Genomic DNA, 25,515 nt, shown 5'->3' on the forward strand with positions numbered 1-25,515 from the left:
ACGTGGGCGCAGGTTGCAAGCTTCATGCCGCAAGCTGGCTCGGAATGAGCGGCGGATTGTGTGGCAAGCGATCCGCGAGGCGACAAAGCCCCGAGGCCTCGCAGGGATGTATCAGGGGGGATACGAATAGTCTTTGAAGTGCACCGGAGCCCAGGAAGATCGGACGTTTCTGAAAACCTTGGCGGCGGCCAGTTGGCCCGCGCCGGATGCCGCATAGGAATCGACGGTGTCCTTGTCCTGCATGTAGATGGCACATTGCCCCAGCAGCCGAACAACGTCCTCATCACGATTGGACAAAATGTTCGGCCCAACCAGGGATTGCTCTCGCTCAAAGGTCCGTTCCCAGATTCGCAAACGGGGTTCTTGCTGCACCTTCAGCTGGAATTCTGTTCTGTGCTCCAGCCACAAGCTCGCGAGATAGTCGAAGCCTTCAGGACGCGGCATGATCAGTCGCCTCAAACAGCGCTCGACTGACACGGCCCTGATCTCCGCGTTCAGGTTCATCGGTGAGGCTGGGTCATGAGCAGCCACAGGCTCCGAGCTTTTCAGCCATTTCAATCGCTCGACGGAGTAGGGGTAAATGTCGAAGGCATGCGTTGTTTCGTGCGCCGTCACTTCGAACAGCGACTGAATCACTGAAGCCGAAGCGGGACCGAGGAGGCCTGGGGCATGAACCGCGATGGGAAACACCAGTTGCCGCTTGGCAGAAGATGGCGTGAATTGCATCTTCTCGATGTAGGTGCAGTCAGCTGGCGTCATGCGAACCACGTAGCGAATAACCCGCGGTCGTCCGTCGTGCCCCGCGAGTGCATCGAAGCCGCTCGCCAAGGCATGCCACGCCCCTTTCAGCAGTTGCTCATTGGACTTGACGTTCACATCTTCGCTGGTGGCGTTCAACCAGGCCACGTAGGCAGCCCTTTGATCGCGAGGAACTGAAAAAGTCAACTGCAGCCAACGGTCCACCACCACAGGAATGTCGACGAACCTCGTGGACTTGCAACGCGTTGCTTCCGCAACTCCAGGCGCTGCACCAATGGTGTAAGTGTTGAGAGCTGCCATACCCTCGCCCGAACTTTCAATGCCGATGCCGACTTCTGGTGAAGAGTACGCCGTCATCGGTACGGTGGATGGAGCAGCGGGATGGTCCTGTGCACGGCAAAGCACTGCGAGCGTGATGCCAACAATGCTCAATACCAGCTGGACCCTGGCTCTTCTGGTGCATTCAAATTGCATAGATGTATGTGCGGGACGGGCCACTGAAGCGCCAACCGCCATCACACCACTGTGCAGCAGGAATGGTCGCCTCGATTGAATTGGTTTCATTGAACCTCCTTGAAGACTTGTTGGAACAACCGAAGCACAGTGAGTCGCACTTGATTCGGGCCGTCGCTGTGCCAGTACGTTCCACGAATCCCAGCTGCACTGTCAAGCGTGACCCAACACCTTCAGCACATGCTCGACAAAGCCACGCACCTTCGCCGACGGCCTGCGCTCCGGCAGATACACCACATGCGCCGGACGCGGCGGTGGCTGGTGCTTCGGCAACACGCGCACCAGCCGCCGCGCCTTCAGGTCATCGCGCAACAGCAGCTCCCATTGCATGAGGACACCGCCGCCAGCCAGCGCTGCCTGCCGCATCGCCTCGCCGTTGTTGATGAGCACCTGGCTCGTGATGCGGACGGTCTCCTCGCCCTCGGGGCCGATGAGCCGCCAACGATCCTTGTGCGTCCAGTGCGTGAAGCCCAGGCACGCATGCGAGGCCAGGTCCTGCACGCGGCGCGGTGTGCCGTGGCGCTTGAGATAGGCAGGGGATGCGCACAGCAGCATGCGCAGCGGCGCAAGCGGGCGTGCCACCAGGCCGTCATCGTGGATCAGGCCAGAGCGGATGGCGACGTCGAAGCCTTCGTCCATCAGGTCCACGACGCGATCGTGCAACGCCAGCTCCACATGCACGCCCGGATGCCTGGCGGCGTAGCTCGCCACGAGGGGTGCAATGCCGTGCGTGCCGAGCACGACCGGCGCGGTCACGCGCAAGGTGCCACGCGGTGTGTCCTGCAACTCGGAAGCCGCGGCTTCGGCGGCCGCGTATTCAGCGAGCGTCGCCATGCTTCGTTCGAGGTAGAGGCGGCCGGTGTCCGTGAGGCTTTGCCGCCGCGTCGTGCGGTGAAGCAGTCGTGTGCCCAGCCGAGCCTCGATGGCCTGGACGTGCTTGGCCACCATCGTGGGCGACAGGTCGAGCTCCTTCGCGGCCGCTGCAAAGCCACCCAGTTGCGCCACGCGGACGAACACTTGCATGCTGGTGAGGCGATCCATGGATTCAACACCATTGGTTTGGAATGAATCCACCATAGCAGGCTTTATCGACGCGGCGCAGTGCTTCAGAGTGCAGGCAGCCCAACGCTCGCTACTCACCATGACCCGATGCCGCTTCCTCGCCGCCGCAGTGCTCGCCATTTCCACGCTGCACGCCGCTGCCGCAGAGGCCCAGACCACGCCCCGCCTCTACGCGCTCGATTGCGGACACGCCAGCTTCAAGGACTTCGGCGCCGCCTCCGACACCGGCGACTTCGACGGCCGTGCGGCTGAACTGGCCGATCCCTGCTTCCTCATCCAGCATCCCAAGGGCTGGCTGCTGTGGGACGCCGGTTTGCCAGCCGCCTTGCCCGCCAGCGTCACGGGTGGACTGAGCCCGCAAGCCATGGCGGATCAACTCGGCTTTCGCACCTGGCTGGATCGCCCCGTCACCGATCAGCTCCGCGACATCGGCATCACGCCAGATGACGTCGGGTGGCTCGCCTTCTCTCATCTGCATTTCGACCACGTCGGCCAGGCCTCGCTCTTCCAGCGTGCGACCTGGATCGTCAATCGCGATGAACTCGACTGGGCGCTGGCCAAGCCGGCCCATGTGAGCATGTCCGCCGAACTGCTCGCCAACCGGCCCCCGCAACGAACGAAGTTCATCGACGGCGACTTCGACGTGTTCGGCGACGGCAGCGTGCGCATCCTCAAGACGCCGGGGCACACGCCGGGCAGCAGCGTGCTGCTGGTGCGCCTGGCCCGCTCGGGCCCGGTCATCCTGTCCGGCGACCTCTACCTCACCCGCGAAGGCCGCGAGCACCAGCACGTGCCCACGGTCAATGCCGACCGCGCGGCGACGCTCGCTTCCATGCACCGCGTCGAAGCCATCACGAAGCGGCTTCGGGCACGCGTGATCGTGCAGCATTCGCCGCAGGACTTCGCCGCCTTGCCCAAGCCTCCAGCGTTCCTCGACTGAGGCATCACCGCCAAACTAGGGGCCCTAGCTCGAAGGGCCTCGCTCCCCCAACCGTGGGGATGCTCCTGCGTTCATGCACCACCCACACTGGCCTCACGCCTCGCCGCAACCTCGCGGCGATGCATCCACCAGGGGAGACATGCATGCCCATCGCCACCACCATCGATTCCGCGCTCACCGGTCCCGCGCTCACCGAGCCGCCCAAAGGGCCCGCCGCGCCGGGCTGCGTCATCAACCCCTACGCCCTGGCCGAGGTGATGACCGGCCGGCGCATCGACTGGAAGCAGGTCGAGGACAAGCCCGCCATGCTCGAGCAGGTGCTTGGCGTGCCCTACGAGGAGCTGTTCGATCCGAAATTCGGTGGCCCGCTGTACATCGGCGGCGCGCGGCAGGAGGACGGCAGCATGCGCGCGCAGCGCTCCACGCTGCTGGACGTCGAGGTGCCCAAGGGCGGCGACGACCTGGAGCGCGCACCGATGGCCGAGCTGGGCGGACTCGCCACGCTCAAGGACGTGGCCAAGGCACTGAACGTCAACGCGCTGGATGACCTCGCCATCGCCTGCATCGACTGGAGCACCATCAGCCGGCTGCGCATCACGCTGGACCTGCCGCAGGCGGTGCGCGACCTGCGCATGGCCCGCAACTACACGCCCGATGTCGTGCGCACCATCAGCAACGATCCTGCATTGCGTCTTGGCAACAGCGTCGACTGGTCGCCGCCGGGCGGCACCTGGGAAGACGCGGGCCGCTTCTTCAACGAGACGGCGGAGTTCTTCGACCCGGTGCAAGGCGCGGTGGCCAATTGCTATTTCATCGCTGCGCTGTCGGCCATCGCGTGGTCGCAGCCGTATCGCATCGCGCAGCAGACGCGCGCCACCGGCCAGGGCCAGGGCCAGTTCTTCGACCGCGTGACCTTCTACAAGCCCGACGGGCAGGGCGTGGACCGCGACATCGAAGTGAGCGAGACGGTGCCCAAGACGGCCGGCGGCTTTCCCATCTATGCCCGCTCGAGCGAAGACGGCGAGGCCTGGCCCGCGATCTACGAGAAGGCCTTCGCCAAGCTCAAGACCGGCACCACCACCGACCACCCCGACATCACCGCCACCGGCTGGGGCGACTGCGTGTGGGCGACGGCGCAGCTCACCGGCGGCAGCCGCGCCTACTACGACACCGCGAGCCGCTCGGCCGACCAGTTGTGGAACACGCTGCGCAGCAACTGCCTGAGCTACCGCACCATCCGCCCCATGACCGCCTGGACCTACGGCTCGGGCGCCGATTCGCCCGACCACGTGGACTACAGCGCCGCGAACGTGGTGGGTTCGCATTGCTACACCGTGCTGGGCTGGGCCTACCGCAACTGCCGCCGCTACATCCTGCTGCGCAATCCCTGGGGCAGCACCGAGGCCACCGTGGGCTCGCTGGATGCCACGGTCTACGCCTACGACGTGAGTTGGTGGCGGCCCATCGCGTTGAAGGACACCGACGGCACCTTCGCGATGGAGATCGGCACCTTCAAGAAATACTTCGCGGGCTTCGGCGTGGTGAGCTGAAGGCCTTCATGCAGCTGCACGCCCCTTGTCAGAATTACAAGGGGCGTGCGTTTTTACAAGGGCCACGCGTTCTTGCCAGTGATGTCCAATGCGTCACGATTGCAACTGCATGTACTCAAGTGCGCAACCCGCTTCGCCGATAAGCTGCGCACAGGCGCTTGACGAAGAGCGCTGACGTTAGACAAAGGCACACCCGTTCGAAAGTCGGGGTCGCAAAGCTTCCGGTCTACAGCTTCTCGAAGCCATGACAGCGGGGTTGCCAAGACGCTCAGGGCAGGACCTGTTCTGCCCGGCTGCGCGCCGACATGCTCGGCGCGGGCAACCGCATCCCGTTCTCATGATTTCCTGATGCACCGGCAGTCGCGGCTTCGCTGGCGCGGGCTTGCCCTGGTCCGGAACTCAGGGAGAAAACATGGGAAGCATCGACCGTTTCATCAACACGGCCAGCAGTCCGCTGGACGCCAATTTGTGGACCAGCCTGGGACTCCCGCTGAAGCCACGGAACTGGACGCGCCAGCAGGTCTCAGGGCTGCTGAGCGAGTTGCTTCCCGCAGAGCAAGGCGGCACCGAAGACCGCCCCGCCCTGCGCCACCAGCTCTCGTCGGCCTTCCTCGCCGGCGTGGCCGAGGCGCAAGATGCGCAGATGCTGCGCCCGCGCGGCTCGCTGGTGTCGCAGTCCGTCATCGAGGCCCGCACGCTGATGAAGAACCGGGCCGCCAACCAGTCCGATCGCGCCTGGCATGCGTTCCTGGCCGGTGCCCGCGCCGGTGGTGCCTTCGACACGCCCGCCGCGGCGAACGAGGCCGAGGCCTTCAACCTCTTCATCCGACAACCCTTCACGGAATCCGATGAATCGCAGCAGCAGCTCGTGGCCGGCGTGCTGGCGATGATCAGCCACCATGACACGCAGGCGCAGCCGTTTCGCTACCTCACCGGCTGCCAGGCCGAGAGCGCGCAGACCTTCCGACAGTCCTTCGAAGCCGAGACCGGCGAGCGCTTCACGCCCAAGGCCTTCCGCGCACACCGGCTGCACTTGCTGTCGCAGGCCGACGCCTTCATCAACATCCGCGTGGGCATGAGCGAGAGCAGTGCCTTCGAGCTCTCGTACCACGTGTTCCGCGGCGCCTGCACGCCGGTGCTGTTCCTCGTGTGGAAGCACGCACCCATCAAGACCACCTTGCTCAGGGAGATGGACAACCTGTGCGACGTCACCTACCTGGAGTTCGAGCACCCGGCCGAGCTGGCGCCGGGCATCGCCGGATTCTTCCGCCGCTGCGGGCGTTGAACCGCAGCGCGCACAGAGCGTTTTCAAGAGCCAATTCAGAGTCTCAGGGAGCACCACACCATGCTGTCCAACCTCAAGATCAAGACACTCATCATCGCGGCGCTGAGCCTGCTGATGGTCCTCGTTGCCGCCGTCGGCGCCTTCGGCCTGTACGGCAACTCGCACACGCGGCAGGCGTACCGCGAGATCTCGCTGCGCGACGCGAAGACGGAGAACGACTTCGCGCAGATCCGCCTGCTGATGGAGACCAACCGCAGCCAGGTGCTGCAGGCCCTGCAGCACAACCCAGGCTTCGACTGGTCCAAGCTGCACGACCACGCGCTGGACGTGCACTTCGCGGCGATCGACAAGGCCTCGGCCGGCATCAACAAGCTGTGGGAGCAGTACCACGCGGGCATCCAGTCCGACGATGAGCGCCGGCTGGCCGATGCCTGGTTCGACAAGAGCGCCGGCCTGGGCGTGAAGGCGGTGGCCGATGCCGCCGCTGCGATCAAGGCCGGCCGCTGGGACGAGGCCGAGACGGTGCTGATCTCGCGCATCAATCCGAGCTACCGCGTGGGCACGGCGGCATCCACCGAACTGTCGGACTTCCTCGTCAAGCGCGCGGCGCAGAACGACCAGGTGGTGGAAGAGCGCGTGAGCCACATGACCTGGATGCTGGCCGGGCTGCTGCTGCTGTCGTGCGCGCTGGTGGTGAGCACCATGGTCGTGCTCAGCCGCGGCATCACCGTGCCGCTGTCGCAGGCCATCGCCATCGCGCGGCGCGTGGCCAGCGGCGACCTGGGCTCGCGCATCGAGGTGCACAGCACCAACGAGCTGGGCGAGCTGCTGCGCGCGCTCAAGGGCATGAACGAAAGCCTGGCCGCCGTGGTGTCCAGCGTGCGCCAGGGCAGCGACAACATCGCCACCGGCTCCAGCCAGATCGCCACCGGCAACTCCGACCTGTCGCAGCGCACCGAGACGCAGGCCAGCAGCCTGCAGCAGACGGCCGCGTCGATGGAGCAGCTCACCTCGACGGTGATGAACAACGCGCAGACCGCGGCCGAAGCCGAGCGCCTGGCCAAGGCCGCCAGCGACGCGGCCGCGCGCGGCGGCGAGACGGTGGGCCAGGTGGTGGCCACCATGGAGCAGATCACCGCGGCCAGCAAGAAGATCAGCGACATCATCGGCGTGATCGACAGCATCGCCTTCCAAACCAACATCCTGGCGCTGAACGCCGCGGTGGAAGCCGCACGCGCTGGCGAACAGGGACGCGGGTTCGCGGTCGTGGCCTCCGAGGTGCGCTCGCTCGCGCAGCGCAGCGCGCAGGCGGCCAAGGAAATCAAGACGCTGATCAACGACAGCGTGGAGAAGGTGGGCCTGGGCAGCGGGCAGGTGGACAACGCGGGCCGCACCATGTCCGACATCGTGCGGCAGGTGAACCACGTGAGCCAGATGATCGCGGCCATCAGCTCGGCCACCAGCGAGCAGACCTCGGGCATCAGCCAGGTGAATGCGGCGGTGAGCCAGCTCGATCAGGTCACGCAGCAGAACGCCGCGCTGGTGGAGCAGTCGGCCGCCGCGGCTGAGAGCCTCCAGCAGCAAGCCAGCAAGCTGGTCGACGCGGTGGCGGTGTTCCGGCTGGCTTGACCCGCAGGCCTGCGCCGCGCGTCAGCGGCGCTTGCCGGCGTGGTTCGGCTTGTGCTGGTCCTGGTTGTTCTGCGGCTTTTGCTCCTGCGGCTTGGACTGGCTGTCGTAGCCGCTGGCCTTGGACTTGTCGCCGTCGTTGGTGCTGGGAATCGCCTGGTCCAGCCCCTTGCGCGCTTCCTCGCCGACCTTCTTGGCCGCCAGCCCGGTCGGGTCGACGATTCCCACCACGTTCTCGACGGTGTTCTGAAGCATGTCCTTGCCCATGTCCTTGGCGGCGGCACCCACGTCGCCGCCCACCGCTGCCACGCCGGCCACCCGCAGTCCGCCTGCAGCGGCACCCGCCAGCGTGTCGCCGATGAAGCCGGCGATCTTGCCCAGGCCGGGAATCTTGCCGATCGTCTTGCTGAACAGCTTGCCGGCGAAGTCGAACACATCGGCCAGCCCGTTGAGGATCTTCTGGCCGATGACCGCTGCATCGCTCACGAAGTTGCCGCCGTTCTTCACATGCGGGTCGTTGGTCGGGGCCAGCGCCTTCTGGCTGTTCATCCAGGCATAGGCCTTGGACTTGTCGACGGTGGCCGGCGCGTCCTTGTCGGGCACCTGCGGCCCGCCCTTGAACGAGTCCTTCAGGATGGCCAGTTCGGTGCCTGAGCGGATGTCGCCGTCCTTGGTCGCACCTTCGACCTTGTCGTTCTGCGTCACATCGTCCGGACGCTTGCTGCCGTCCGGGTTGGGCATGTTCTTGATCTTGCGCAGGTAGGCAATGCCGCGCGCCGCCGCCTGCGGGTCGCTCTCGAAGTCGCCGACGGTCTGCTTGAGCTTGTCGCGCACGCCTTCCTGGTTGCCCAGGTTCTTCAGGATCGCGCCTTCCTTGCTGTCGAGCACCTGCTGCGCGGTGCGCTTGTCCGAAGGCGGCAGCAGCTTGTCGTCAGGGCCCAGCGGGTGGTTGCCGATGCCCTGGAGCTTTTCCTGGTTGACCTTGGCCTGCTCGGGGCTGGGTTCCGCCTCGGCCGCAGGAGCCTCGGTCTTCACCTTCGCTTTGGCGTAGGCGGGAGGCTTGTCGTCCTTCACCTCGTGGTAGGGCGGCGGCGGTTCTTCAGTGTCTTGCGTCTTCGCGGCGCCGAGGTCGGCACTGGTCAATTGCGCAATCTGGGCCTTCATGTCGGCAAGGAGCAGCTTGCCGATCTGGTCGAGCAGGCTTCGAATGTCCTCGCTGATGCCCTCCTCCTCGCTCGTCGCCGGCTTGACGACGCCGCAACGGGCAGCCATCAGTTTCTCGTGGCCGGCGCTGCTCAGGCTGGCCGGCACGGCGTTCATGGTGTTCATCCTCATGGACGGCCCCTTCGCTTTGGCTGGGTCGCTCCAGCGGGTGCCGGAACGTGTCGCACGAATGCTGTCGGGGGATCACGCTGAGGCGTCGCGGGAAAACGAAGCCGCGGATGAATCTGCGAACCGCGGAGACGGACAGCCGGCGTCTACGGGAACGGCCGATCGTCCTCAGCCGCGAGCTCATCCTCCTCATGGGTCGTGGAGGAGCGGCTCCCCGGCTGCCCCTGCGGCAACTGCACCGTCAGCAGCAGCGACGAATCGCGCACCGCCCGCACCGCATGCTCGCCGCGGGCGCGCAGCAGCACCACCTGCTGCGGGTACAGCTCGTGCACCACACCACCCTCTTCCACCTCGACCAGGCCCTCGATGCACTGCAGCGTGCATTCGCCGTAGGCGCTGTGCGGCGGCAGCTGGTCGCCTTCCATCAGCACGATGCGCATCAGCTCCAGCGCGTGGGTCTTCATGAGGGCATGCGAGGCCGAGGCACCCAGCGCATCGCCCAGCGGGCGGATGTCGATGGGCTGGCCGGGCACGGCGTGGGTCAGGGCCATGGCGCACCGTCCTTCCTGTGTGGAGAGCCGGCCGCCGCATCTGCCGGCCGTCACGGGATTCTGCTCCCGTTGCCGCAGCCTGTGTCCGGCAGACCCCACGCCGCGGCAGGCACGCCGGCGTCAGGACTGCGCGGCAGCCTTGTCCTTGCGGCGAGCCTTCCACGCACCGAAGAGCGCCAGCAGGCCGGGCACGAAGATCAGCGCCCAGATGATCTTCTCCAGGTTGCCCTTCACCCAGGGGATGTTGCCGAAGAGATAGCCCGCCACCGTGACCCCGCCCACCCACAGCGTGCCGCCGGTCACGTCGTAGATGGAGAAGGTGCGGCGGGTCATCTGCGCCACGCCCGCCACGAAGGGGGCGAAGGTGCGCAGGAAGGGCATGAAACGCGCGAGCACGATGGTGATGCCGCCGTAGCGTTCGTAGAACTCATGCGCCTGCATGAAGGCCTTCTTGTTGAAGAAGCGCGAGTTCTCCCACTGGAAGACCTTGGGGCCGAAGTAGCGGCCGATGGTGTAGTTGCTCTGGTTGCCCAGCACCGCCGCGGCGATGAGCAGGCCGATGCTCAGCCCCAGGTTCATGCTGCCCTGCGCGCACATGGCGCCGACCACGAACAGCAGCGAATCGCCGGGCAGGAAGGGCATGACGACCACGCCCGTCTCCACGAAGATGATGAGGAACAGCAAGGCGTAGACCCACACGCCGTAGGTGACGACGAAGTTCTGCAGGTGCACGTCGACGTGCAGGATGAAGTCGATCAGCGTGTGCAGGAGATCCATGGCGGCGCATTCTAGGGTGCTCCGTACAATGGCCTGATGAATGCCGTGTTGTCCGCCGCCCCTCGCCGCCCCATCCGGGAGCTCCCCGACGAGCTGGTGAGTCAGATCGCGGCGGGCGAGGTGGTCGAGCGGCCAGCCTCCGTGGTGCGCGAGCTGGTGGACAACGCGCTGGACGCGGGCTCCACCGAGATCGCGGTGAAGCTGGTGGCGGGCGGCATTCGCGCGATCGTGGTCGAGGACGACGGCCACGGCATTCCCAGCGATGAACTGCCCATGGCCTTGAAGCGCCATGCCACGAGCAAGATCGGCTCGCTGGTCGACCTGGAGAGCGTGTCCACCATGGGCTTCCGCGGCGAGGCGCTCGCGGCCATCTCCTCGGTGGCCGAGGTGTCCATCGCCAGCCGCACGGCCGACGGCCCGCACGCGCAGCGGCTGGACGCGCGCTCCGGCGAGCTGGCCCCGTTCGCGCGGGGTGTCGGCACCAGCGTCGAAGTGCGCGAACTCTTCTTCAACACGCCCGCGCGCCGCAAGTTCCTCAAGAGCGAAGCGACCGAGCTCGCGCACTGCGTGGAGGCCGTGCGCCGCCATGCGCTCACGCGGCCGGACGTGTCCTTCACCGTTTGGCACGAAGGCAAGCTGGTGCAGCAATGGCGCCGAGCCGACCACGACGGGCGCATGCGCGACGTGCTGGGCGAAGAATTCATCGAGCACAGCCGCGCCGTGTCCATCGACATGGGCGTGTTGCGCATCATCGGCCGCGCCGGCACGCCGGAGTCAGCGCGGGCACGGGCCGACCAGCAGTACGTCTACGTCAACGGCCGCTTCGTGCGCGACAAGCTCATCGCCCACGGCGTGCGTTCGGCCTACGAGGATGTGCTGCACGGCGGGCGGCAGCCTTGCTACGCGCTCTTCATCGAGATCGCGCCCGATCGTGTGGATGTGAACGTGCATCCCACCAAGATCGAAGTGCGCTTCCGTGAATCGCGCGAGGTGCACCAGGGCGTGAAGCGTGCGGTGGAAGCGGCGCTTGCCATTCCGAAAGCCACCGAATTCACGCCCGTTGCATCGACCGGCGAAGTGGCAGCCGACGGCCATGCCGCATCGTCCTACCCGACGCCCCGGCCCAGCGCGCTGGACTCGCAGCCTGCCCCCTGGCGCGGCAACTATCCGCAAGGCGCGCAAGGGCAGCTCGGATTGCAGCAGGCCGCCGTGCTCTACGCGCAGGAACCGCCTGCGTCCTGGACCGTGCGCCCCGCCGCCGAGCCCGTGGCCGCCTCGCGCATGCCCACGCTGCAGCCCAGCACGCAGCCGCAGCCGCAGTCCCTGCCCAGCGACACTGAATGGCCGCTGGGCCGCGCCATCGCGCAGATCGCCGGCGTCTATGTGCTGGCCGAGAACTCGCAGGGCCTGGTCATCGTGGACATGCATGCGGCGCACGAGCGCATCGTGTACGAGCGGCTGAAGTCAAGCCTGGGCAGCACGAAGATCGAGAGCCAGCCGCTGCTCATCCCCGCGACCTTCCCGGCCACGCCGCAGGAGATCGCCACCGTCGAGGCCCATGCCGACACGCTGTCCACGCTGGGGCTGGACATCTCCGCCCTGTCGCCCACCGTGCTGGCCGTGCGCTCCTGCCCGGCGGCGCTGGCCAGCGGCGACATCGTCGACCTGGCGCGCAGCGTCATCGGCGAGCTGTCGCAGTACGACGCCAGCAGCGTCATCCAGCGCGCGCAGCACGAGATCCTCTCCACCATGGCCTGCCACGGTGCGGTGCGCGCGAACCGGCAGCTCACGCTGGACGAGATGAACGCGCTGCTGCGAGACATGGAGCGCACCGAGCGCTCCGACCAATGCAATCACGGCCGGCCGACCTGGCGCCAGATCACCATGCGCGAACTCGACGCGCTGTTCTGGCGCGGTCGCTGAAGCCTTCACACCGTCTGCCATGGCCACGATCAAGCTGAAGAAATCATCCGCAACACCGGCGGACCCGCTCAAGCCCAAACGCTCGCCCGTCCGCGGCATGGGCTCGGCGCCCCGCAAGCGGCCGACGCTGGCCGAGGCGCAGACCGCCCGCGCCGAGCGCGAGGCACGCTACCAGGAACAGCTGCGCCAGCGCTTCGGCGACAAGCCGCCGGAGAAGTTCAAGCGGCGCGACGAAGGCGATGCGTTCGACCGGAAGCCGGCCCCGCGGCGCAATCCGCTGGAAGGCGTGGATCAGAGTTCGCGCGGCAAGAACACGGCCTTCTCCGGCGGTGGTTCGGTGCGGCGCATGGCCCCGGCCGACCCGCGCGATGAGGCGTCGCGTCCGCCGCAACGCAGCGAGCGCGTCCCCAGTGAAGTGCGGCGCGATGCCGCGCCCCGCCGCGCCAGGCCCGACGAGCCCAGGCGCGCCGGCCCGGTACCTTCGGATGCACGCCGCTCCGATGCAGGGGCGAGGAAGCCTCACAGAAAACCCGCCGATGCGAGGCACCACGTCGACGATCACCAGGACATCCACCCCGAGATCCCCGGCAGCATGCGCCTGTCCAAGCGCATGAGCGAGCTGGGGATCGCCTCGCGCCGCGAAGCCGACGAATGGATCGCCAAGGGCTGGGTGCGCGTGGACGACCATGTCGTGAGCGAACTGGGCTCGCGCGTCACGCCGGACCAGCGCATCACCGTCGATGCCCGCGCCCGCCACCAGCAGGCGCAGCGCGTGACCGTGCTGCTCAACAAGCCGATCGGCTACGTCAGCGGCCAGGCGGAAGATGGCTACGAGCCGGCGTCCGTGCTCGTCACGCCCCAGAACCAATGGCGCGATGACCACTCGGGCATCCGCTTCCTGCGCGAACACCTGCGCAGCCTCGCGCCGGCAGGTCGGCTGGACATCGATTCGGTGGGCTTGCTGGTGCTCACGCAGGATGGCCGCATCGCCAAGCAACTGATCGGCGAAGACAGCGACACCGAGAAGGAATACCTGGTGCGCGTGCAGATGATCGAGGGCGGCCGCCTGAGCGACGACAAGCTGGCGCTGCTCAACCACGGCCTGGAACTCGACGGCGAGGCGCTGCGGCCTGCCCAGGTCGAGTGGGTCAATGACGACCAGTTGCGTTTCGTGCTCAAGGAAGGCAAGAAGCGGCAGATCCGCCGCATGTGCGAGCTGGTGGGATTGAAGGTCGTCGGCCTCAAGCGCGTGCGCATCGGCCGCGTGATGCTGGGCGATTTGCCGCCCGGACAATGGCGCTACCTGAGGCCGGACGAAAACTTCGGCTGATGCCTGCGTCGTTGATGGGGTGATTCACCGCCCATCAACGGCACATCCAGGTCGCCTGGGTATCGACGAAGGCCGGAGGTTCCTCGGCGCCCGCTTCATCGGACGGGTAGCGCTGCTGGGTCTCGTCCTTCGCAGTGAAGCGAAGCCGCTGAAGCAGCGGCGTGAGAGCGGCGAGCACGCGGCCTCCCAGGCCAGCAGGCCAGCCATTGTCGCGTCGGTGCAGGTGAGCAGAGAGCATCGGGAACCAGCTTATTCACTTCGTTACCTGGCATCTGTTCGAAAGCGCACAGAGAAGGTCGCGGCACATGCCCACAGTCTTCCGTGATCCCTGATCCCCCGGGAAAACTTCAGAGGCAGGTGCAACATGTCTTCGGCCTCCACCCCACGCGGCTTGTGTGCAGACAGCCTGCCACCGTCGACGGAGCCGTTTCGCCAGCTCGCCGACAGCCTGACCGATGTCTTCTGGATCTACGAACCCAGCACCGGGAGCTTCCTGTATGTCAGCCCCGCCTACGACCGCGATTGGATGGGAGATTCGCAGGAGCTGTACAGAAATTCCCGCGAGTGGCTCATTCCAGTGCACGACGAGGACAGGCAGTTGCTGAGAGACTCGATCGACCAGTTGGCCGGCAGCGAAGGCTATGTGCTGGAGTACCGCAGGACCACGCCTGACGGAGCCCAGCGATGGATCGAAGAAAGAACGCTCCCGGTCCGGCCGCAATGCGGGCAGTTGCTGCACTTCGCCGGCGTGTCCCAGGACATCACCTTGCGAAAGGCAGCGGAACTGGAACTGCTGCGATCGGCCCGCTGCAAGGACGAGTTCCTTGCGATGCTGGCACACGAGCTGCGCAATCCGCTGCAGCCCATCCGGTGGGCAGCAGCGCTGCTGTCGCGGCAGCACCTCGATGGACCGGTCGCCGAAAAGCAGGCCGCCGCCATCATTGAACGGCAGGTCGGGCACCTGACCCGCCTGGTCGATGACCTGATGGACGTTTCACGCGTCACGCACGAAAAGTCTCGGTTGCGCCCGGAGTTGATCTGCCTGGGCGATGTGATCGAGGCCGCCATCGAGACCCACCGATTCCTGGCGGAGTCGATGCGTGTGCACCTGCGGGTGACGATGCCCGGGGATGTGTGGGTGAGGGGCGATGCGGTGCGATTGACCCAGGTGTTCAGCAATCTCCTGCACAACGCCGTCAAGTTCAGCCCTGCCGGCGGAATCGTCGACCTGTGCGTGCACTGCGGCGAAGGCACCCAGCAGGTCAGCATCCGTGTGCGCGACGAAGGCTCCGGCATCCGGCCGGACATGATCGATTCCATCTTCGACCTCTTCACTCAGGAAGAACCATCGCACGGCCGGAGCAACGGCGGCTTGGGCATCGGCTTGTCCGTCGTGCGCAACCTGGTCGAACTGCACGGCGGCGTGGTCTCGGCCCACAGCGACGGCATGGACAAGGGCAGCGAGTTCGTCGTCACGCTTGCACGGGCGGCATCTCCGGCAGCACAGGTCATCTCGTCCAAAACTGCCCCCACGGACGTTGGTGCGGTGGCAGACAGACGAGCGCCTGGGCGGGCCTCAAGCTGCGTGCATCAGCCGCGCCAGACTCACCACGCGCGCTGAGCTGCGCATGCTTCACGGGTGCAGCCGCAGTCCACCCCGTCCGCATCGACAAGCTTTTGTCACGGCGCCCCGTTTGACCATTCCGAACCAGGAGTCTTCAATGACATCCAGATACTCATTCTTGCCCGGCGCACTGACCATGGCCGGCGCCGTGGCGTTGGGCGCTGCAGGCTGCAGCACGATCCCGCCGCCCACCGTGCAGATGACCGTGGCCAAGGCCTCGGTCGAAGCCGCCAATGCGGCAGGAGCGCAGGCCTACGCCCCCACTGAACTGCGCCTGGCAAACGACAAGCTGGCAACCGCCGAGAAGGCCATGGTGGACAAGAACTACAGCGTCGCCCAGCGCCTGGCCGAGCAGGCACAGACCGATGCGCAGCTCGCGGTCAGCAAGACGCAATCCATCAAGGCCCGTCTGGTCGCCAACGATGCGCAGGCTGCGGCTCGCAGCTGGCACGACGAACTGGACCGCAACGCACTGCGAACAGCACCAGGAGGTCCTCAATGAACACGCTGTCGATGAAGAAGTGGGCCACGCTGTGCGTTCGCGTCGCAGTGCCCGGAGCGGCCATCGCCGCCGTCCTGGCTGCATGCGGCACGATGGCAGAGCCGAACCAGGCACTCGATCGCGCCCACGCCAGCTATCGCGCGCTGCAAAGCGACCCGCAGGCGACCGTGCTCGCACCGTCTGAAATGTCGCAGGCCAGCGAGGCACTGAGAACCGCCGATGCAGCCTGGACCCACGGCGAGAAGCAGCAGACGGTCGATCACCTGGCCTATCTGGCCCAGCAGCGCATCGCGATCGCCCGCGAGACCACCGGCACGAAGACCTGGGAGAAGGCCATTGCCGCCGCCAAGACCGGCATGGCCGCCGACAAGGCACAAGCCGAGATCGACCAGGCCCGGGGCAACGCCTCCGTCGCCCGGCAGGACACGCGCGACAAGAGCGCCGAACTCGCGGTGGCCAAGGCCGGCGCGCAGCAGGACAAGGCGCGTGCAACCGACCTGGAAATGCAGCTCAGGGACCTGAACGCCAAGCAGACTGACCGCGGCGACGTGATCACGCTGGGTGACGTGCTGTTCGACTCCAGCCGGTCCGAGCTGCGCTCCGGTGGCCTGCGCGACATGTCCAAGCTCGTGAGCTTCTTCAAGCTCCATCCCAAGCGCACGGCGATGATCGAAGGCTTCACCGACAGCCAGGGAAGCGACGCCCTCAACAACGACTTGTCGCAGCGTCGTGCCGCGGCCGTGCGGGACGCCCTGATCGCTCAGGGCGTGGTCGCCGATCGGCTGAGCATTCGCGGATATGGAGCCGCCTATCCGGCCTCGACGAACACGACAGTGGCCGGTCGCCAGATGAACCGTCGCGTGGAAATCGTCCTGTCGGACGAGGACGGCATCGCCAAGGCGCGGTGACCGAAGGCAGGGTGCCGTTGCTCCGTCCCGGCGGATGGTGGCATCCATGCCAAGACCCTTCATTGTGCGGTAGCGCACACAGTCTGTGCCTCGCCTGCCATACTGGAGCGGCTCGTGGCTCCGAGCATGGATGCCGCTCCGGCATCCCGGATGCCCTCGGCAGGCGGAGGCGCCATGACCCCCCTTCCAGACCCTCGCGGAAACCACTTGCTGGCCGCGTTGCCCGCCGACGAATGGGCGCGCTGGTCGACGATTCTCGAACCGGTGGACATGCCGCTCGGCGAAGTTCTCTACGAGTCCGGCGTCGCCATGACGCACGTGTACTTCCCCACGACCTCCATCGTGTCGTTGCTGTATGTGATGGAAGACGGCGCGTCCGCAGAGATCGCCGTGGTGGGCAATGAAGGCATCGTCGGCGTGTCGCTGTTCATGGGCGGAGAAACCACCCCGAGCCGCGCGGTCGTCCAAAGCGCGGGCCTGGGGTTTCGCATGCGGGGACAGTTGCTGAAGGCGGAGTTCAGCCGGTCCGCGTCGGTGCTGCACCTGTTGCTGCGCTACACCCAGGCGTTGATCACGCAAATGGCGCAGACCGCCGTGTGCAATCGCCACCATTCGCTGGACCAGCAGCTGTGCCGCTGGCTATTGCTCAGCCTGGACCGGCTGAAGACCCCCGAACTGGCGATGACACAGGAGCTGATTGCCAACATGCTGGGCGTGCGCCGCGAAGGCGTGACCGCGGCGGCGACCAGCCTGCAGCGTGCAGGGCTCATCCAGTACCGGCGCGGCCACATCACGGTGCTCGATCGCGCAGGCCTCGAGCACCGCACTTGCGAGTGCTATGCCGTGGTGAAGAAGGAATACGACCGCTTGCTTCCGGTTCGCACCGCCGTATAAGCGCGCAGCGCCCAAGCAGCAGGGACGGTGTGTGCGGCGGCAGACGGTCAGACCGGAACAGGACGACCATAGTCCGTCGCATGACCACCGCCGAAAACCATCTGATCTCCTTGCTTCCACGCCGCGACCGCCTCTCGCTGCTGCGCGTCAGCGAAACCGTTGCGCTGGAACTGGGCGCGGTGCTGTACGACCCCGGCCAATCCACGCGCCATGTGTACTTCCCGGTCGATGGCTTCATCTCGCTGCTCACCGCCATCGATGGCGCACCGTCGCTGGAAGTCGGCATGGTGGGACGCGAGGGCATGCTGGGCGTGCAACTGGGCCTGGGCGTGAGCGCCATCCCGCTGCATGCCCTGGTGCAAGGTCCGGGCACCGCCCATCGCATCAAGGCTGATTCGTTCCGGCGGGAGCTGGCCTCCAGCAAGTTGCTGCAGGACCAGCTGAACCGCTACCTCTACGTGCTGATGGCACAGCTGGCCACGTCCGCTGCCTGCACGCGGTTCCACAGCGTCGGCCCGCGGCTCGCCCGCTGGCTGCTGATGAGCCAGGACCGGGCACATGCCGACAGCTTCCACCTGACCCATGAATTCCTGGCCTACATGCTGGGCGTGCGACGCGTGGGCATCACGCGCGCGGCCAGCGACCTGCAGGAGCGCGGCCTGGTCCGGTATCACCGCGGCCAGATCACCGTGCTCGATCGAGCGGGGCTGGAGGCAGCCGCATGCAGTTGCTATGCCGCGGACCGCGAGGCCTACGGCCGCATACTCGGTTGATCGCCGGTCGGCTCAGGTCACCAACTTGCGCATCGCCTTCACCATCCGACGCGCATCCTCCACGCCTTCGTAGTAGCCGGGGTACAGCCCCGCCTCGTCGAAGCCATGGTGCCGGTAGAAGGCGATCGCATCCTCGTTGCGCGAGCGCACCTCCAGTTCGATGGTGGCCCAGCCACCGGCCTGCACCGTCGTTTCGAGCCAGCCCAGCATGGCGCTGGCCACGCCCTTGCGGCGATGCGCCGGCGCCACCGCCATCAGCAACAAATGGGAGTCGTCGTCTTCGTACTTGAGGATGGCAAAGCCGAGGAACTCGCTGCCGCGCCGGGCAATGACGACGTTGGTCTCGCTGTCGCGGATGCTGCGGGCCACGCGGCGTGCGGTCCATCGCCACGACAGGCCATGCTCGATGGCGTCGCGCGACAACTGCGCAATCGCGCCGGCATCCGAGGGGACGGCCAACGAAATGTCGATCTGGTCGATCACAAGAGCCTCCTTCAGCGCCTGTTGCGCGGATGGTTGCTCGCGGTTCTTTCGTTGCCGCGTTTGTAGTTGCCGGTCAGGCGCGCCATCAGTTGCTGCTGAGAGCCGAGGTCCGCGCCCGAGACCTCATCCATGAATTCTGCCGCAGCCTGGCCGCGCAGGGTGGCAGCGAGCCGCCCATGGTGATGAACAATGACCGAACCGTCCTTCAACGCCAGCCAGGTGAAGCCGAGATCGCCGTCGTCGTGGGACTGTTCTGTCATCGCGGCCTCAGTACAGGGTGCTCGCCTGCCGGGCGGGCAACTCGCGGTCGTAGGCCTCGCCGTCGATGGCCGCGTCGGTCAGCGCCGAGAGCATGGTGCCGGTGGACGGCAGGCTGTCGCGCGAGCGGATGGCATCAGGCTTCCACAGCCGCGAGCGATGGATGGCACGCGCGCACTGGAAGAACACCGTGTCTACCGAGATGCGCAGCACGCATTTGGGCCGCTGGCCCTGCATCACGAAGCGGTCGATCAGCGACGGCTCGGTGCTGATGGCCGCGCGGCCGTGCACGCGCAGCGTCTCGCCGATGCCGGGGATGAGGAAGATCAGCGCCACCCGCGGGTCTTGCACGATGTTGCGCAGGCTGTCCACGCGGTTGTTGCCGCGGCGCTCTGGCAGGAGCAAGGTCTTGTCGTCTTCGACCACCACGAAGCCCGGCGGATCGCCGCGCGGCGATGCGTCCAGGCCTTCGGGCCCGACCGTCGCGAGGATCGCGAACGGTGACGCTTCGATCATCGCGCGGTAGTGCGGATGGACGTGGTCGACTTCCTTCTTTGCGGAGGCTTCGCCCACCTCGCCGAAGAGTGCGGCAAGCTGCTCGAGGCTGGTGATGCGGTGTGGATCGTCATCGGCGGGCATGCCGCGATGTTAGCCGGGTCGGCTGACAGGCCCGCGGCGAACGGATCAGCGGGCGGTTTGAGCCGCCGAGAGCGCCTCGCGCGCCTGGCCTTGCCATGCATCGTCAGCGAGTGCGATGGCCTGCTGCGCCGCATCGATCGCTGCCTGCTTGTCGCCCAGTTCAAGCAGCGTCGCAGAGAGGTTGATCCAAGCGGGCGCACTGCGATGTGTCGTCGCCGCTTCGCGAAACGCATCGGCTGCGGCCCGCTTGTCGCCAGCGCCATACAGGCTGTTGCCCAGCCCCATGCGCAAGCTGAGGTTGGCGGGCCAGCGCGCCAGTGCACTGCGGTAGACCATCACCGCTTGCGACGGCGTGGCGTTGCGTTCGAAGCCGACCGCCGCTTCCACGGCGGACTTTTCATCAGCCTGCGCAGGCCACTGGCCGGGCGGCGTGACCACGAAGGCCCAGGAGCCCGATCGCTTCCAGGTGTGCTCGAAGGTGCGCATGGGCAGCAGTTGCCGCTCGGTCTGCCCCGACCTCAGGATCACATCGCCTTCATCGATGTCGTAGCCCACCAGCACCGCGTAGTGCCACATCGGCGCCCACGACAGGCCCAGGTTCTGCAGCACCACCACGGGATGCCCACCCTGCACTTCGCGCAGCACGGCCTCGAGTTCCTGCGGCATGCGCGTGGCCAGCACACCGTGGCGGCGAGCGCCCGCGATCATCTCCACTTGCAAGGTGCCGGTGCGTGCAGGCAGGAACACTTCCTGGCCGAGCACGGCAGGGTCAGCCGCCACACCGATGGCTGAGAGCGCCGTGGCCAGCGCGGCGGGACCGCACTGGTACTCGGTCTGGGCGAAGAACGGTGTGCTCGCCAGTTCCGCCTTGTGCGGCAAGTCGACCGGCGGGTGCTCGCGCAATGCCCGCGTCTGCACCGCGCAGCCACCCAGCATCAAGCTGACGATGGCCCAAAGAAACAGCGCGGCCCACGCCAGTGGCCGCGCTGTGATGATCAGACAACGCATCAAGAAAATTCAAAGCTCGGGGCGGTGAAGCTCACCGCCCCGGCGCAGGATCAGCGGATCGAGCGGGTGAACGGGAACACCTTCGTGAAGCCGAGGATGTCGGTGATCAGCAGCACCACGAAGATGGTGACGATCACGCCCAGCACGTCGCTGGCGCCAGCAGGCGCGGTGTCCAGCGTATTGGCGACCGTGGCGACTTCATCGTCGGTCAGCGCGGCCACGCGGGCACGGGCCTGGTCGACACTCACGCCGCGCTCGGCCAGGGCCGCTGCCACGTCGGCGCGCGACAGCGTCTCGTTCAGGTGCTGGCGCTGCGCAGTGGCGCTCTTCACGCCTTCGCTGGCAGCCACTTGCTCGGTGCTGACGAGGCCGGCGGCCTGGGCGCTTTGAACGCCGCTGGCGAAACTGATGCAGGCCACGAGCAGGGAAGCCATCCAACGGGTCGTTTGTTTCATGGTTGTTCCTTTCAAAGGACGTGATGTGATGTTGCGCCGCAATACGATTCGCATTTGCCGACGACGCAGGAATCGTAACCATCCGATCCCGTCTTGTCGGTCTCGGATTGAAACCTTGAGGGTGAACGCGGCGCCCGCGCAACAGGAACCGCCTGATAACCTATGAACATGCCTCCGAACCTGACGCACAGCCAGCCATGAAGCCCCTCCTGTGTGTCGCAGGCCCCACGGCGTCGGGCAAGACGGCGGCTGCGCTGGCCCTGGCCGAAGCGTTTGCCCGCGTGCTGCCGGTGGAGATCGTCAGCGTCGATTCAGCCCTGGTCTACCGCGGCATGGACATCGGCACGGCCAAACCCACCGCCGCAGAGCAGGCACGCGTACCGCACCACCTCATCGACATCATCGAACCCTCGCAGGCCTATTCGGCCGCGCAATTCGTGGCCGATGCAAACCGGTTGGTCGAGCAGATCCAGTCGCGTGGCCATCTGCCGCTGCTGGTGGGCGGGACCATGATGTATTTCAAGGCGCTCTTCGAAGGCCTGGACGAGATGCCCGCCTCCGAACCTGCCGTGCGCGCAGCGCTCGACGAGGAAGCCTCGCGCCTGGGCTGGCCCGCCATGCATGCCGCCCTGCGCGAGGTCGACCCCATCACCGCCGCGCGACTGAAGCCCGGCGACTCGCAGCGCATCCAGCGTGCGCTGGAGGTGTTGCGCATCAGCGGCCGTCCGCTGTCTTCCTTCCACAGCGAGAAAGCGCCGCGCGATGCACCGCCGCTCATCTCGCTGGAACCTGAGAGCCGCGCCTGGCTGCACGAGCGCATCGCCCAGCGCTTCGACGCCATGCTCGACCATGGCTTCATCGACGAAGTGAAACGCCTTCGTGCCCGCGGCGACCTCACGCCCGAGCTGCCCAGCATGCGCTGCGTCGGCTACCGGCAGGCGTGGGAAGCGCTGGACGACGGCGACCTCTCCACCCTGCGCGACAAAGGCATCGCAGCCACCCGTCAGTTGGCCAAGCGCCAGCTCACCTGGCTGCGCAGCATGCCGCAGCGCCAGGTGGTGGCCTGCGACCTGCCCGGTGCCGTCGACGCCGTGCTCGCGCGCGCACACGAACTGCTCCAACCTCTTTTGCATTCATCGAGCCACCATGCTTGACGTCAACAATCTCACCAAACGCTATGGCGAGACGGCGGTGTTCAGCAACGTCCACCTGAGCGTCGGCCAGGGCGAGTTCGTCGCCATCCTCGGCGAATCGGGCGTGGGCAAGTCCACGCTGCTGAACTGCATCGCCGGGCTGGACACGGTGGACGCCGGCAGCGTGCGCATCAACGGCACGCAGATCACCACGCTGGACGAGACCGCGCAGGCGCTGTTCCGGCGCGACCACCTGGGCTTCATCTTCCAGGCCTTCCACGTGCTGCCGCACCTGAGCGTGGACAAGAACGTGGGCCTGCCGCTGCTGCTCAAGGGCGCACCCGACTGGAAGCGCGTGGACACGCTGCTCAATGCGGTGGACCTGCCCGGCCTGGGCCCGCGCCTGCCGCAGACGCTCTCGGGCGGACAGCTGCAGCGCGTGGCGATCGCGCGCGCGCTGGTTCACCAGCCCAAACTCATCCTCGCCGACGAGCCCACCGGCAACCTCGATCCGAAGACGGCCGAGCGCGTGATGGACGTGCTCTCGCAGCAGGTGCGCGAGCACAAGGCGGCCTGCGTGCTGGTGACGCACTCGCGCACCGCGGCGGCGCGGGCCGACCGGGTCGTCACGCTCACCGCCAACGGCATCGAAGTCTGATGATCGAGCTGCTCAAGCAACTGTCATGGCCCGAGCTGCGCCACCACCCGTGGCGCAACGCCGCGGCCCTGCTCGCTGTGATGCTGGGCGTCGCGCTGGCCTTCTCGGTGCAGCTCATCAACCAGTCGGCGCTCAGCGAATTCAGCTCGGCGGTGCGCTCGGTCAACGGCCAGCCCGACTTCGAGTTGCGCGGCCAGCGCGGCGGCTTCGACGAAGCCTTGTACGAGCGCGTCGCCACGCATGCGCAAGTCGACATCGCGAGCCCCGTGGTCGAGATCGACACCTTCGTCATCGATGCGCAGAAGCAGCGCGTGCCGATGCGCGTGCTGGGCATCGACCCACTGGTGGCCGGCCCCCTGTCGCCTGCGCTGATGCCGCAGCCTGCCGCCGGCGTGGACCGGGCCGCGATGTTCGACGAACGCTCCATCTTCATCAACGGACCGGCACGGCTGCGGCTCAATGACGCGAAGTCGCTGCGCCTGCAATCGCAGCGCGGGCTGGTGGAGTTCGCGGTGCGCGGCGGCGTGGCCGCAGGCGGCGTGCCGATCGCCGTCATCGACATCGCCACCGCACAGGAGCGCTTCGGCTGGCTGGGCAAGCTCAGCCGCATCGACGTGCGTCTGAAGCCGGGCACCAACCGTTCGCAGGTGATCGACGAGCTGAAGCTGCCCGAAGGCGTGCGCGCCGCCTCGCCGGACGAAGGCGCGCAGCGCGTCTCCAACGTCTCGCGCGCCTACCGCGTGAACCTCACCGTGCTGGCGCTGGTGGCCCTGTTCACGGGCGCGTTCCTGGTGTTCTCCATCCTCTCGCTGTCGGTGGCGAAGCGGCAGCCGCAGCTGGCCCTGCTGGGCGTCCTGGGCCTGAGCGCACGGCAGCGCATGGCACTCGTGCTGGCGGAGTCCGCGTTGCTGGGCTGCGCCGGCAGCCTGGTGGGCCTGCTGCTCGGCACGGCGCTGGCCGCACTGGGCCTGCGCATGTTCGCGGGCGACCTGGGCGGCGGCTACTTCCCCGGCATCGCACCGCCGCTGCACTTCGACGTGCTGGCGGCGCTGCTCTACTTCCTGCTGGGCGTGGCGGCTGCCGTGCTGGGCGGATGGGTGCCAGCCCGCAACGCGCAACGCATGGCGCCGGCCCAGGCGCTGAAGGGCCTGGGCACGGTGCAGCCCGCCTCGCACATGCGCTGGTTCGGGCCGGCGCTGCTGCTGGCGAGCCTGCCGCTGGCGCTGCTGCCGCCGATCGCCGAGATGCCACTGGCTGCCTACCTGTCCGTTGCCTGTCTGCTTCTGGGCGGAATCGCCTGCGTGCCCTCAGGCATCGGCCTGCTGCTGCGCACGATGCGGCCGCCCGAAAACGCGCTCGCCCTGCTCGCGGTGGAGCGCGCCCGGCATCAACGCCAGACGGCCACCGTCGCGGTGGCTGGCGTGGTCGCGAGCCTGAGCCTGGCCGTCGCACTCACAGTGATGGTCGCGAGCTTCCGCGATTCGGTGACGCGCTGGCTCGACGCCCTGCTGCCGGCCGATCTCTACGCCCATGCAGCCACCAGCGGCGGCGCGGGCGACATCGTGGTGCTGCCGCCTGCGCTGGTGAACGCCGCGGCCAAGGCACCGGGCGTGACGCGCGCCAAGGCCCAGCGCGTGGCCTCGATCACGCTGGATCCGCAGCGTCCCGCGGTGGGCCTGATCGCCCGCGACATCGACGACCCCGCCACCGAGCTGCCGCTGGTCAGCGACCTGCTGCCCGCGCCGAAGGACGCGACACCGATCTACGTGAGCGAGGCGCTGAGCACGCTGTACCGCCTCACACCCGGCGCGCGCGTGCAGCTGCCGCTGCCCGACGGCCGCCGCGTGCCGGCCTTCGTGCGTGCGGTGTGGCGCGACTACGTGCGGCAGCATGGCGCCATCACCATGCACCTGGCCGACTACCGCCGCCTCACCGCCGACGATCGCGTGAACGACATCGCCATCTGGCTGGCGCCGAAGGCCGACGTGAACGCGGTGCAAGCCACCTTGCGCGAGGCCGCCCGCAAGCAGGGACTGGACGACGCATTGCTGGAGTTCGCCGCGCCCGGCGAGATCCGCGCCGTCTCGCTGCGCATCTTCGACCGCAGCTTCGCCGTGACCTACTGGCTGCAGGCGGTGGCCATCGCCATCGGCCTGTTCGGCATCGCCGCCAGCTTCTCCGCGCAGGTGCTGGCGCGGCGCAAGGAATTTGGCCTGCTGTCGCACCTGGGGCTCACGCGCCAGCAGGTGCTGACGGTGGTAGGTGCCGAAGGCGCGGTCTGGACAGCCGCCGGCGCGCTGGTGGGCTTGCTGCTGGGCATCGGCGTGAGCGTGGTGCTGGTGCACGTGGTGAATCCGCAGAGCTTCCACTGGACCATGGACATGCTGCTGCCCTGGGGCCGGCTGCTGCTCCTGTGCGCCGCGGTGATCATTGCCGGCACGTCCACTGCCTTGCTCGCCGGCCGCAGCGCCGCGAGCCGCGACATGGCGCTGGCGGTGAAGGAAGACTGGTAGACCATGGACGATCAAGGAG

At 67.1% G+C, this 25,515-nt stretch carries 25 protein-coding genes and 1 riboswitch; of the genes, 14 read left to right on the forward strand and 11 right to left on the reverse strand.

Annotated elements, in window-relative coordinates; genetic code table 11:
- Window positions 1-111: 111 nt before the first annotated feature.
- Window positions 112-1,323 carry a hypothetical protein gene (locus DZC73_RS02035; protein ID WP_124538521.1) on the reverse strand — a complete coding sequence of 404 codons (1,212 nt, stop codon included), beginning with the start codon at window positions 1,321-1,323 and terminating at the stop codon, window positions 112-114.
- A gap of 102 nt (window positions 1,324-1,425) precedes the next feature.
- Window positions 1,426-2,295 (reverse strand): LysR family transcriptional regulator, encoded by an 870-nt coding sequence (locus DZC73_RS02040; RefSeq protein WP_124538522.1) that lies wholly within the window; start codon window positions 2,293-2,295, stop codon window positions 1,426-1,428.
- Window positions 2,296-2,413: 118 nt separating this feature from the next.
- On the opposite strand from DZC73_RS02040, the gene DZC73_RS02045 reads away from it, so the two are divergent.
- The 4 genes from DZC73_RS02045 (at window position 2,414) to DZC73_RS02060 (ending at window position 7,738) form a co-directional block, all read left to right on the forward strand.
- Window positions 2,414-3,274 (forward strand): N-acyl homoserine lactonase family protein, encoded by an 861-nt coding sequence (locus DZC73_RS02045; RefSeq protein WP_161974415.1) that lies wholly within the window; start codon window positions 2,414-2,416, stop codon window positions 3,272-3,274.
- A gap of 143 nt (window positions 3,275-3,417) precedes the next feature.
- A complete protein-coding gene (locus DZC73_RS02050; RefSeq protein ID WP_161974416.1) occupies window positions 3,418-4,824 on the forward strand; it encodes a C2 family cysteine protease in 1,407 nt (468 codons plus the stop codon).
- A gap of 176 nt (window positions 4,825-5,000) precedes the next feature.
- Window positions 5,001-5,088, forward strand: a riboswitch (cyclic di-GMP riboswitch).
- A 148-nt stretch (window positions 5,089-5,236) separates the two neighbouring features.
- On the forward strand, window positions 5,237-6,109 hold the full coding sequence (locus tag DZC73_RS02055; RefSeq protein ID WP_124538525.1) for a hypothetical protein: 873 nt from the start codon (window positions 5,237-5,239) through the stop codon (window positions 6,107-6,109).
- A 60-nt stretch (window positions 6,110-6,169) separates the two neighbouring features.
- The gene (locus tag DZC73_RS02060) at window positions 6,170-7,738 is read left to right on the forward strand and encodes a methyl-accepting chemotaxis protein (RefSeq protein WP_124538526.1); all 1,569 of its coding nucleotides are present in this window, start codon (window positions 6,170-6,172) and stop codon (window positions 7,736-7,738) included.
- Window positions 7,739-7,759: 21 nt separating this feature from the next.
- Here DZC73_RS02060 and DZC73_RS02065 read toward each other — a convergent pair whose 3' ends face one another.
- The 3 genes from DZC73_RS02065 to DZC73_RS02075 all read right to left on the reverse strand — a co-directional run bounded on the left by DZC73_RS02065 (window position 7,760) and on the right by DZC73_RS02075 (window position 10,395).
- Window positions 7,760-9,055 (reverse strand): hypothetical protein, encoded by a 1,296-nt coding sequence (locus DZC73_RS02065; protein ID WP_124538527.1) that lies wholly within the window; start codon window positions 9,053-9,055, stop codon window positions 7,760-7,762.
- 158 nt (window positions 9,056-9,213) lie between these two features.
- A complete protein-coding gene (locus DZC73_RS02070) occupies window positions 9,214-9,618 on the reverse strand; it encodes a cupin domain-containing protein (RefSeq protein WP_124538528.1) in 405 nt (134 codons plus the stop codon).
- A 120-nt stretch (window positions 9,619-9,738) separates the two neighbouring features.
- Window positions 9,739-10,395, reverse strand: coding sequence for a DedA family protein (locus DZC73_RS02075; protein ID WP_124538529.1), 657 nt, complete (start codon window positions 10,393-10,395; stop codon window positions 9,739-9,741).
- A gap of 36 nt (window positions 10,396-10,431) precedes the next feature.
- On the opposite strand from DZC73_RS02075, the gene mutL reads away from it, so the two are divergent.
- Together mutL and DZC73_RS30550 are read left to right on the forward strand one after the other, a co-directional pair.
- Window positions 10,432-12,318: a DNA mismatch repair endonuclease MutL gene (gene mutL, locus DZC73_RS02080; RefSeq protein ID WP_124538530.1), complete on the forward strand. Its 1,887-nt coding sequence runs from the start codon at window positions 10,432-10,434 to the stop codon at window positions 12,316-12,318.
- A 19-nt stretch (window positions 12,319-12,337) separates the two neighbouring features.
- Window positions 12,338-13,648, forward strand: coding sequence for a pseudouridine synthase (locus DZC73_RS30550; RefSeq protein WP_124538531.1), 1,311 nt, complete (start codon window positions 12,338-12,340; stop codon window positions 13,646-13,648).
- 34 nt (window positions 13,649-13,682) lie between these two features.
- Here the strand turns inward: DZC73_RS30550 and DZC73_RS29570 are convergent, their stop codons facing one another.
- Window positions 13,683-13,826: a hypothetical protein gene (locus tag DZC73_RS29570; protein WP_161974417.1), complete on the reverse strand. Its 144-nt coding sequence runs from the start codon at window positions 13,824-13,826 to the stop codon at window positions 13,683-13,685.
- A gap of 186 nt (window positions 13,827-14,012) precedes the next feature.
- On the opposite strand from DZC73_RS29570, the gene DZC73_RS02090 reads away from it, so the two are divergent.
- From DZC73_RS02090 to DZC73_RS02110, 5 genes are all read left to right on the forward strand, one after another.
- On the forward strand, window positions 14,013-15,269 hold the full coding sequence (locus DZC73_RS02090; RefSeq protein WP_124538532.1) for a PAS domain-containing sensor histidine kinase: 1,257 nt from the start codon (window positions 14,013-14,015) through the stop codon (window positions 15,267-15,269).
- 100 nt (window positions 15,270-15,369) lie between these two features.
- Window positions 15,370-15,774 (forward strand): DUF4398 domain-containing protein, encoded by a 405-nt coding sequence (locus DZC73_RS02095; protein WP_161974418.1) that lies wholly within the window; start codon window positions 15,370-15,372, stop codon window positions 15,772-15,774.
- Window positions 15,771-16,682: an OmpA family protein gene (locus DZC73_RS02100; protein WP_124538534.1), complete on the forward strand. Its 912-nt coding sequence runs from the start codon at window positions 15,771-15,773 to the stop codon at window positions 16,680-16,682. The genes DZC73_RS02095 and DZC73_RS02100 overlap by 4 nt, the downstream gene beginning before the upstream one ends.
- Window positions 16,683-16,856: 174 nt before the next feature.
- Entirely contained in the window at window positions 16,857-17,576 is a 720-nt protein-coding gene (locus DZC73_RS02105) for a Crp/Fnr family transcriptional regulator (RefSeq protein ID WP_124538535.1), read from the forward strand.
- A gap of 80 nt (window positions 17,577-17,656) precedes the next feature.
- Entirely contained in the window at window positions 17,657-18,349 is a 693-nt protein-coding gene (locus tag DZC73_RS02110; RefSeq protein WP_124538536.1) for a Crp/Fnr family transcriptional regulator, read from the forward strand.
- 12 nt (window positions 18,350-18,361) lie between these two features.
- Here DZC73_RS02110 and DZC73_RS02115 read toward each other — a convergent pair whose 3' ends face one another.
- The 5 genes from DZC73_RS02115 to DZC73_RS02135 are packed head-to-tail and all read right to left on the reverse strand — an operon-like array spanning window position 18,362 to window position 21,192.
- Complete coding sequence (locus DZC73_RS02115) at window positions 18,362-18,832, reverse strand: GNAT family N-acetyltransferase (protein WP_161974419.1); 471 nt, start codon at window positions 18,830-18,832, stop codon at window positions 18,362-18,364.
- 11 nt (window positions 18,833-18,843) lie between these two features.
- On the reverse strand, window positions 18,844-19,092 hold the full coding sequence (locus tag DZC73_RS02120; protein ID WP_124538538.1) for a hypothetical protein: 249 nt from the start codon (window positions 19,090-19,092) through the stop codon (window positions 18,844-18,846).
- A 7-nt stretch (window positions 19,093-19,099) separates the two neighbouring features.
- Complete coding sequence (locus tag DZC73_RS02125) at window positions 19,100-19,729, reverse strand: pyridoxamine 5'-phosphate oxidase family protein (protein ID WP_124538539.1); 630 nt, start codon at window positions 19,727-19,729, stop codon at window positions 19,100-19,102.
- A gap of 45 nt (window positions 19,730-19,774) precedes the next feature.
- Window positions 19,775-20,737: a PA2778 family cysteine peptidase gene (locus DZC73_RS02130; protein WP_124538540.1), complete on the reverse strand. Its 963-nt coding sequence runs from the start codon at window positions 20,735-20,737 to the stop codon at window positions 19,775-19,777.
- Between the two features lie 50 nt (window positions 20,738-20,787).
- The gene (locus tag DZC73_RS02135) at window positions 20,788-21,192 is read right to left on the reverse strand and encodes a PA2779 family protein (RefSeq protein ID WP_124538541.1); all 405 of its coding nucleotides are present in this window, start codon (window positions 21,190-21,192) and stop codon (window positions 20,788-20,790) included.
- Window positions 21,193-21,389: 197 nt separating this feature from the next.
- Here DZC73_RS02135 and miaA point away from each other — a divergent pair, with 197 nt between their 5' ends.
- The 3 genes from miaA to DZC73_RS02150 are packed head-to-tail and all read left to right on the forward strand — an operon-like array spanning window position 21,390 to window position 25,496.
- Window positions 21,390-22,346: a tRNA (adenosine(37)-N6)-dimethylallyltransferase MiaA gene (gene miaA, locus DZC73_RS02140; protein WP_124538542.1), complete on the forward strand. Its 957-nt coding sequence runs from the start codon at window positions 21,390-21,392 to the stop codon at window positions 22,344-22,346.
- On the forward strand, window positions 22,339-22,983 hold the full coding sequence (locus DZC73_RS02145; protein ID WP_124538543.1) for an ABC transporter ATP-binding protein: 645 nt from the start codon (window positions 22,339-22,341) through the stop codon (window positions 22,981-22,983). The genes miaA and DZC73_RS02145 overlap by 8 nt, the downstream gene beginning before the upstream one ends.
- Window positions 22,983-25,496, forward strand: coding sequence for an FtsX-like permease family protein (locus DZC73_RS02150; RefSeq protein ID WP_124538544.1), 2,514 nt, complete (start codon window positions 22,983-22,985; stop codon window positions 25,494-25,496). The genes DZC73_RS02145 and DZC73_RS02150 overlap by 1 nt, the downstream gene beginning before the upstream one ends.
- Window positions 25,497-25,515 lie beyond the last annotated feature (19 nt).

Origin of the sequence: Rhizobacter terrae, from assembly GCF_003852895.1 — a bacterium.
Classification (GTDB): domain Bacteria; phylum Pseudomonadota; class Gammaproteobacteria; order Burkholderiales; family Burkholderiaceae_C; genus Albitalea; species Albitalea terrae.

What these genes read in the sequence shown, in the direction of transcription:
- DZC73_RS02035 (WP_124538521.1), bottom strand. Translation starts at nt 1,323, where the DNA reads ATGAAACCAATTCAATCGAGGCGACCATTCCTGCTGCACAGTGGTGTG.
- DZC73_RS02040 (WP_124538522.1), bottom strand. Translation starts at nt 2,295, where the DNA reads ATGCAAGTGTTCGTCCGCGTGGCGCAACTGGGTGGCTTTGCAGCGGCC.
- DZC73_RS02045 (WP_161974415.1), top strand. Translation starts at nt 2,414, where the DNA reads ATGACCCGATGCCGCTTCCTCGCCGCCGCAGTGCTCGCCATTTCCACG.
- DZC73_RS02050 (WP_161974416.1), top strand. Translation starts at nt 3,418, where the DNA reads ATGCCCATCGCCACCACCATCGATTCCGCGCTCACCGGTCCCGCGCTC.
- DZC73_RS02055 (WP_124538525.1), top strand. Translation starts at nt 5,237, where the DNA reads ATGGGAAGCATCGACCGTTTCATCAACACGGCCAGCAGTCCGCTGGAC.
- DZC73_RS02060 (WP_124538526.1), top strand. Translation starts at nt 6,170, where the DNA reads ATGCTGTCCAACCTCAAGATCAAGACACTCATCATCGCGGCGCTGAGC.
- DZC73_RS02065 (WP_124538527.1), bottom strand. Translation starts at nt 9,055, where the DNA reads ATGAACGCCGTGCCGGCCAGCCTGAGCAGCGCCGGCCACGAGAAACTG.
- DZC73_RS02070 (WP_124538528.1), bottom strand. Translation starts at nt 9,618, where the DNA reads ATGGCCCTGACCCACGCCGTGCCCGGCCAGCCCATCGACATCCGCCCG.
- DZC73_RS02075 (WP_124538529.1), bottom strand. Translation starts at nt 10,395, where the DNA reads ATGGATCTCCTGCACACGCTGATCGACTTCATCCTGCACGTCGACGTG.
- mutL (WP_124538530.1), top strand. Translation starts at nt 10,432, where the DNA reads ATGAATGCCGTGTTGTCCGCCGCCCCTCGCCGCCCCATCCGGGAGCTC.
- DZC73_RS30550 (WP_124538531.1), top strand. Translation starts at nt 12,338, where the DNA reads ATGGCCACGATCAAGCTGAAGAAATCATCCGCAACACCGGCGGACCCG.
- DZC73_RS02090 (WP_124538532.1), top strand. Translation starts at nt 14,013, where the DNA reads ATGTCTTCGGCCTCCACCCCACGCGGCTTGTGTGCAGACAGCCTGCCA.
- DZC73_RS02095 (WP_161974418.1), top strand. Translation starts at nt 15,370, where the DNA reads ATGACATCCAGATACTCATTCTTGCCCGGCGCACTGACCATGGCCGGC.
- DZC73_RS02100 (WP_124538534.1), top strand. Translation starts at nt 15,771, where the DNA reads ATGAACACGCTGTCGATGAAGAAGTGGGCCACGCTGTGCGTTCGCGTC.
- DZC73_RS02105 (WP_124538535.1), top strand. Translation starts at nt 16,857, where the DNA reads ATGACCCCCCTTCCAGACCCTCGCGGAAACCACTTGCTGGCCGCGTTG.
- DZC73_RS02110 (WP_124538536.1), top strand. Translation starts at nt 17,657, where the DNA reads ATGACCACCGCCGAAAACCATCTGATCTCCTTGCTTCCACGCCGCGAC.
- DZC73_RS02120 (WP_124538538.1), bottom strand. Translation starts at nt 19,092, where the DNA reads ATGACAGAACAGTCCCACGACGACGGCGATCTCGGCTTCACCTGGCTG.
- DZC73_RS02125 (WP_124538539.1), bottom strand. Translation starts at nt 19,729, where the DNA reads ATGCCCGCCGATGACGATCCACACCGCATCACCAGCCTCGAGCAGCTT.
- DZC73_RS02130 (WP_124538540.1), bottom strand. Translation starts at nt 20,737, where the DNA reads ATGCGTTGTCTGATCATCACAGCGCGGCCACTGGCGTGGGCCGCGCTG.
- DZC73_RS02135 (WP_124538541.1), bottom strand. Translation starts at nt 21,192, where the DNA reads ATGAAACAAACGACCCGTTGGATGGCTTCCCTGCTCGTGGCCTGCATC.
- miaA (WP_124538542.1), top strand. Translation starts at nt 21,390, where the DNA reads ATGAAGCCCCTCCTGTGTGTCGCAGGCCCCACGGCGTCGGGCAAGACG.
- DZC73_RS02145 (WP_124538543.1), top strand. Translation starts at nt 22,339, where the DNA reads ATGCTTGACGTCAACAATCTCACCAAACGCTATGGCGAGACGGCGGTG.
- DZC73_RS02150 (WP_124538544.1), top strand. Translation starts at nt 22,983, where the DNA reads ATGATCGAGCTGCTCAAGCAACTGTCATGGCCCGAGCTGCGCCACCAC.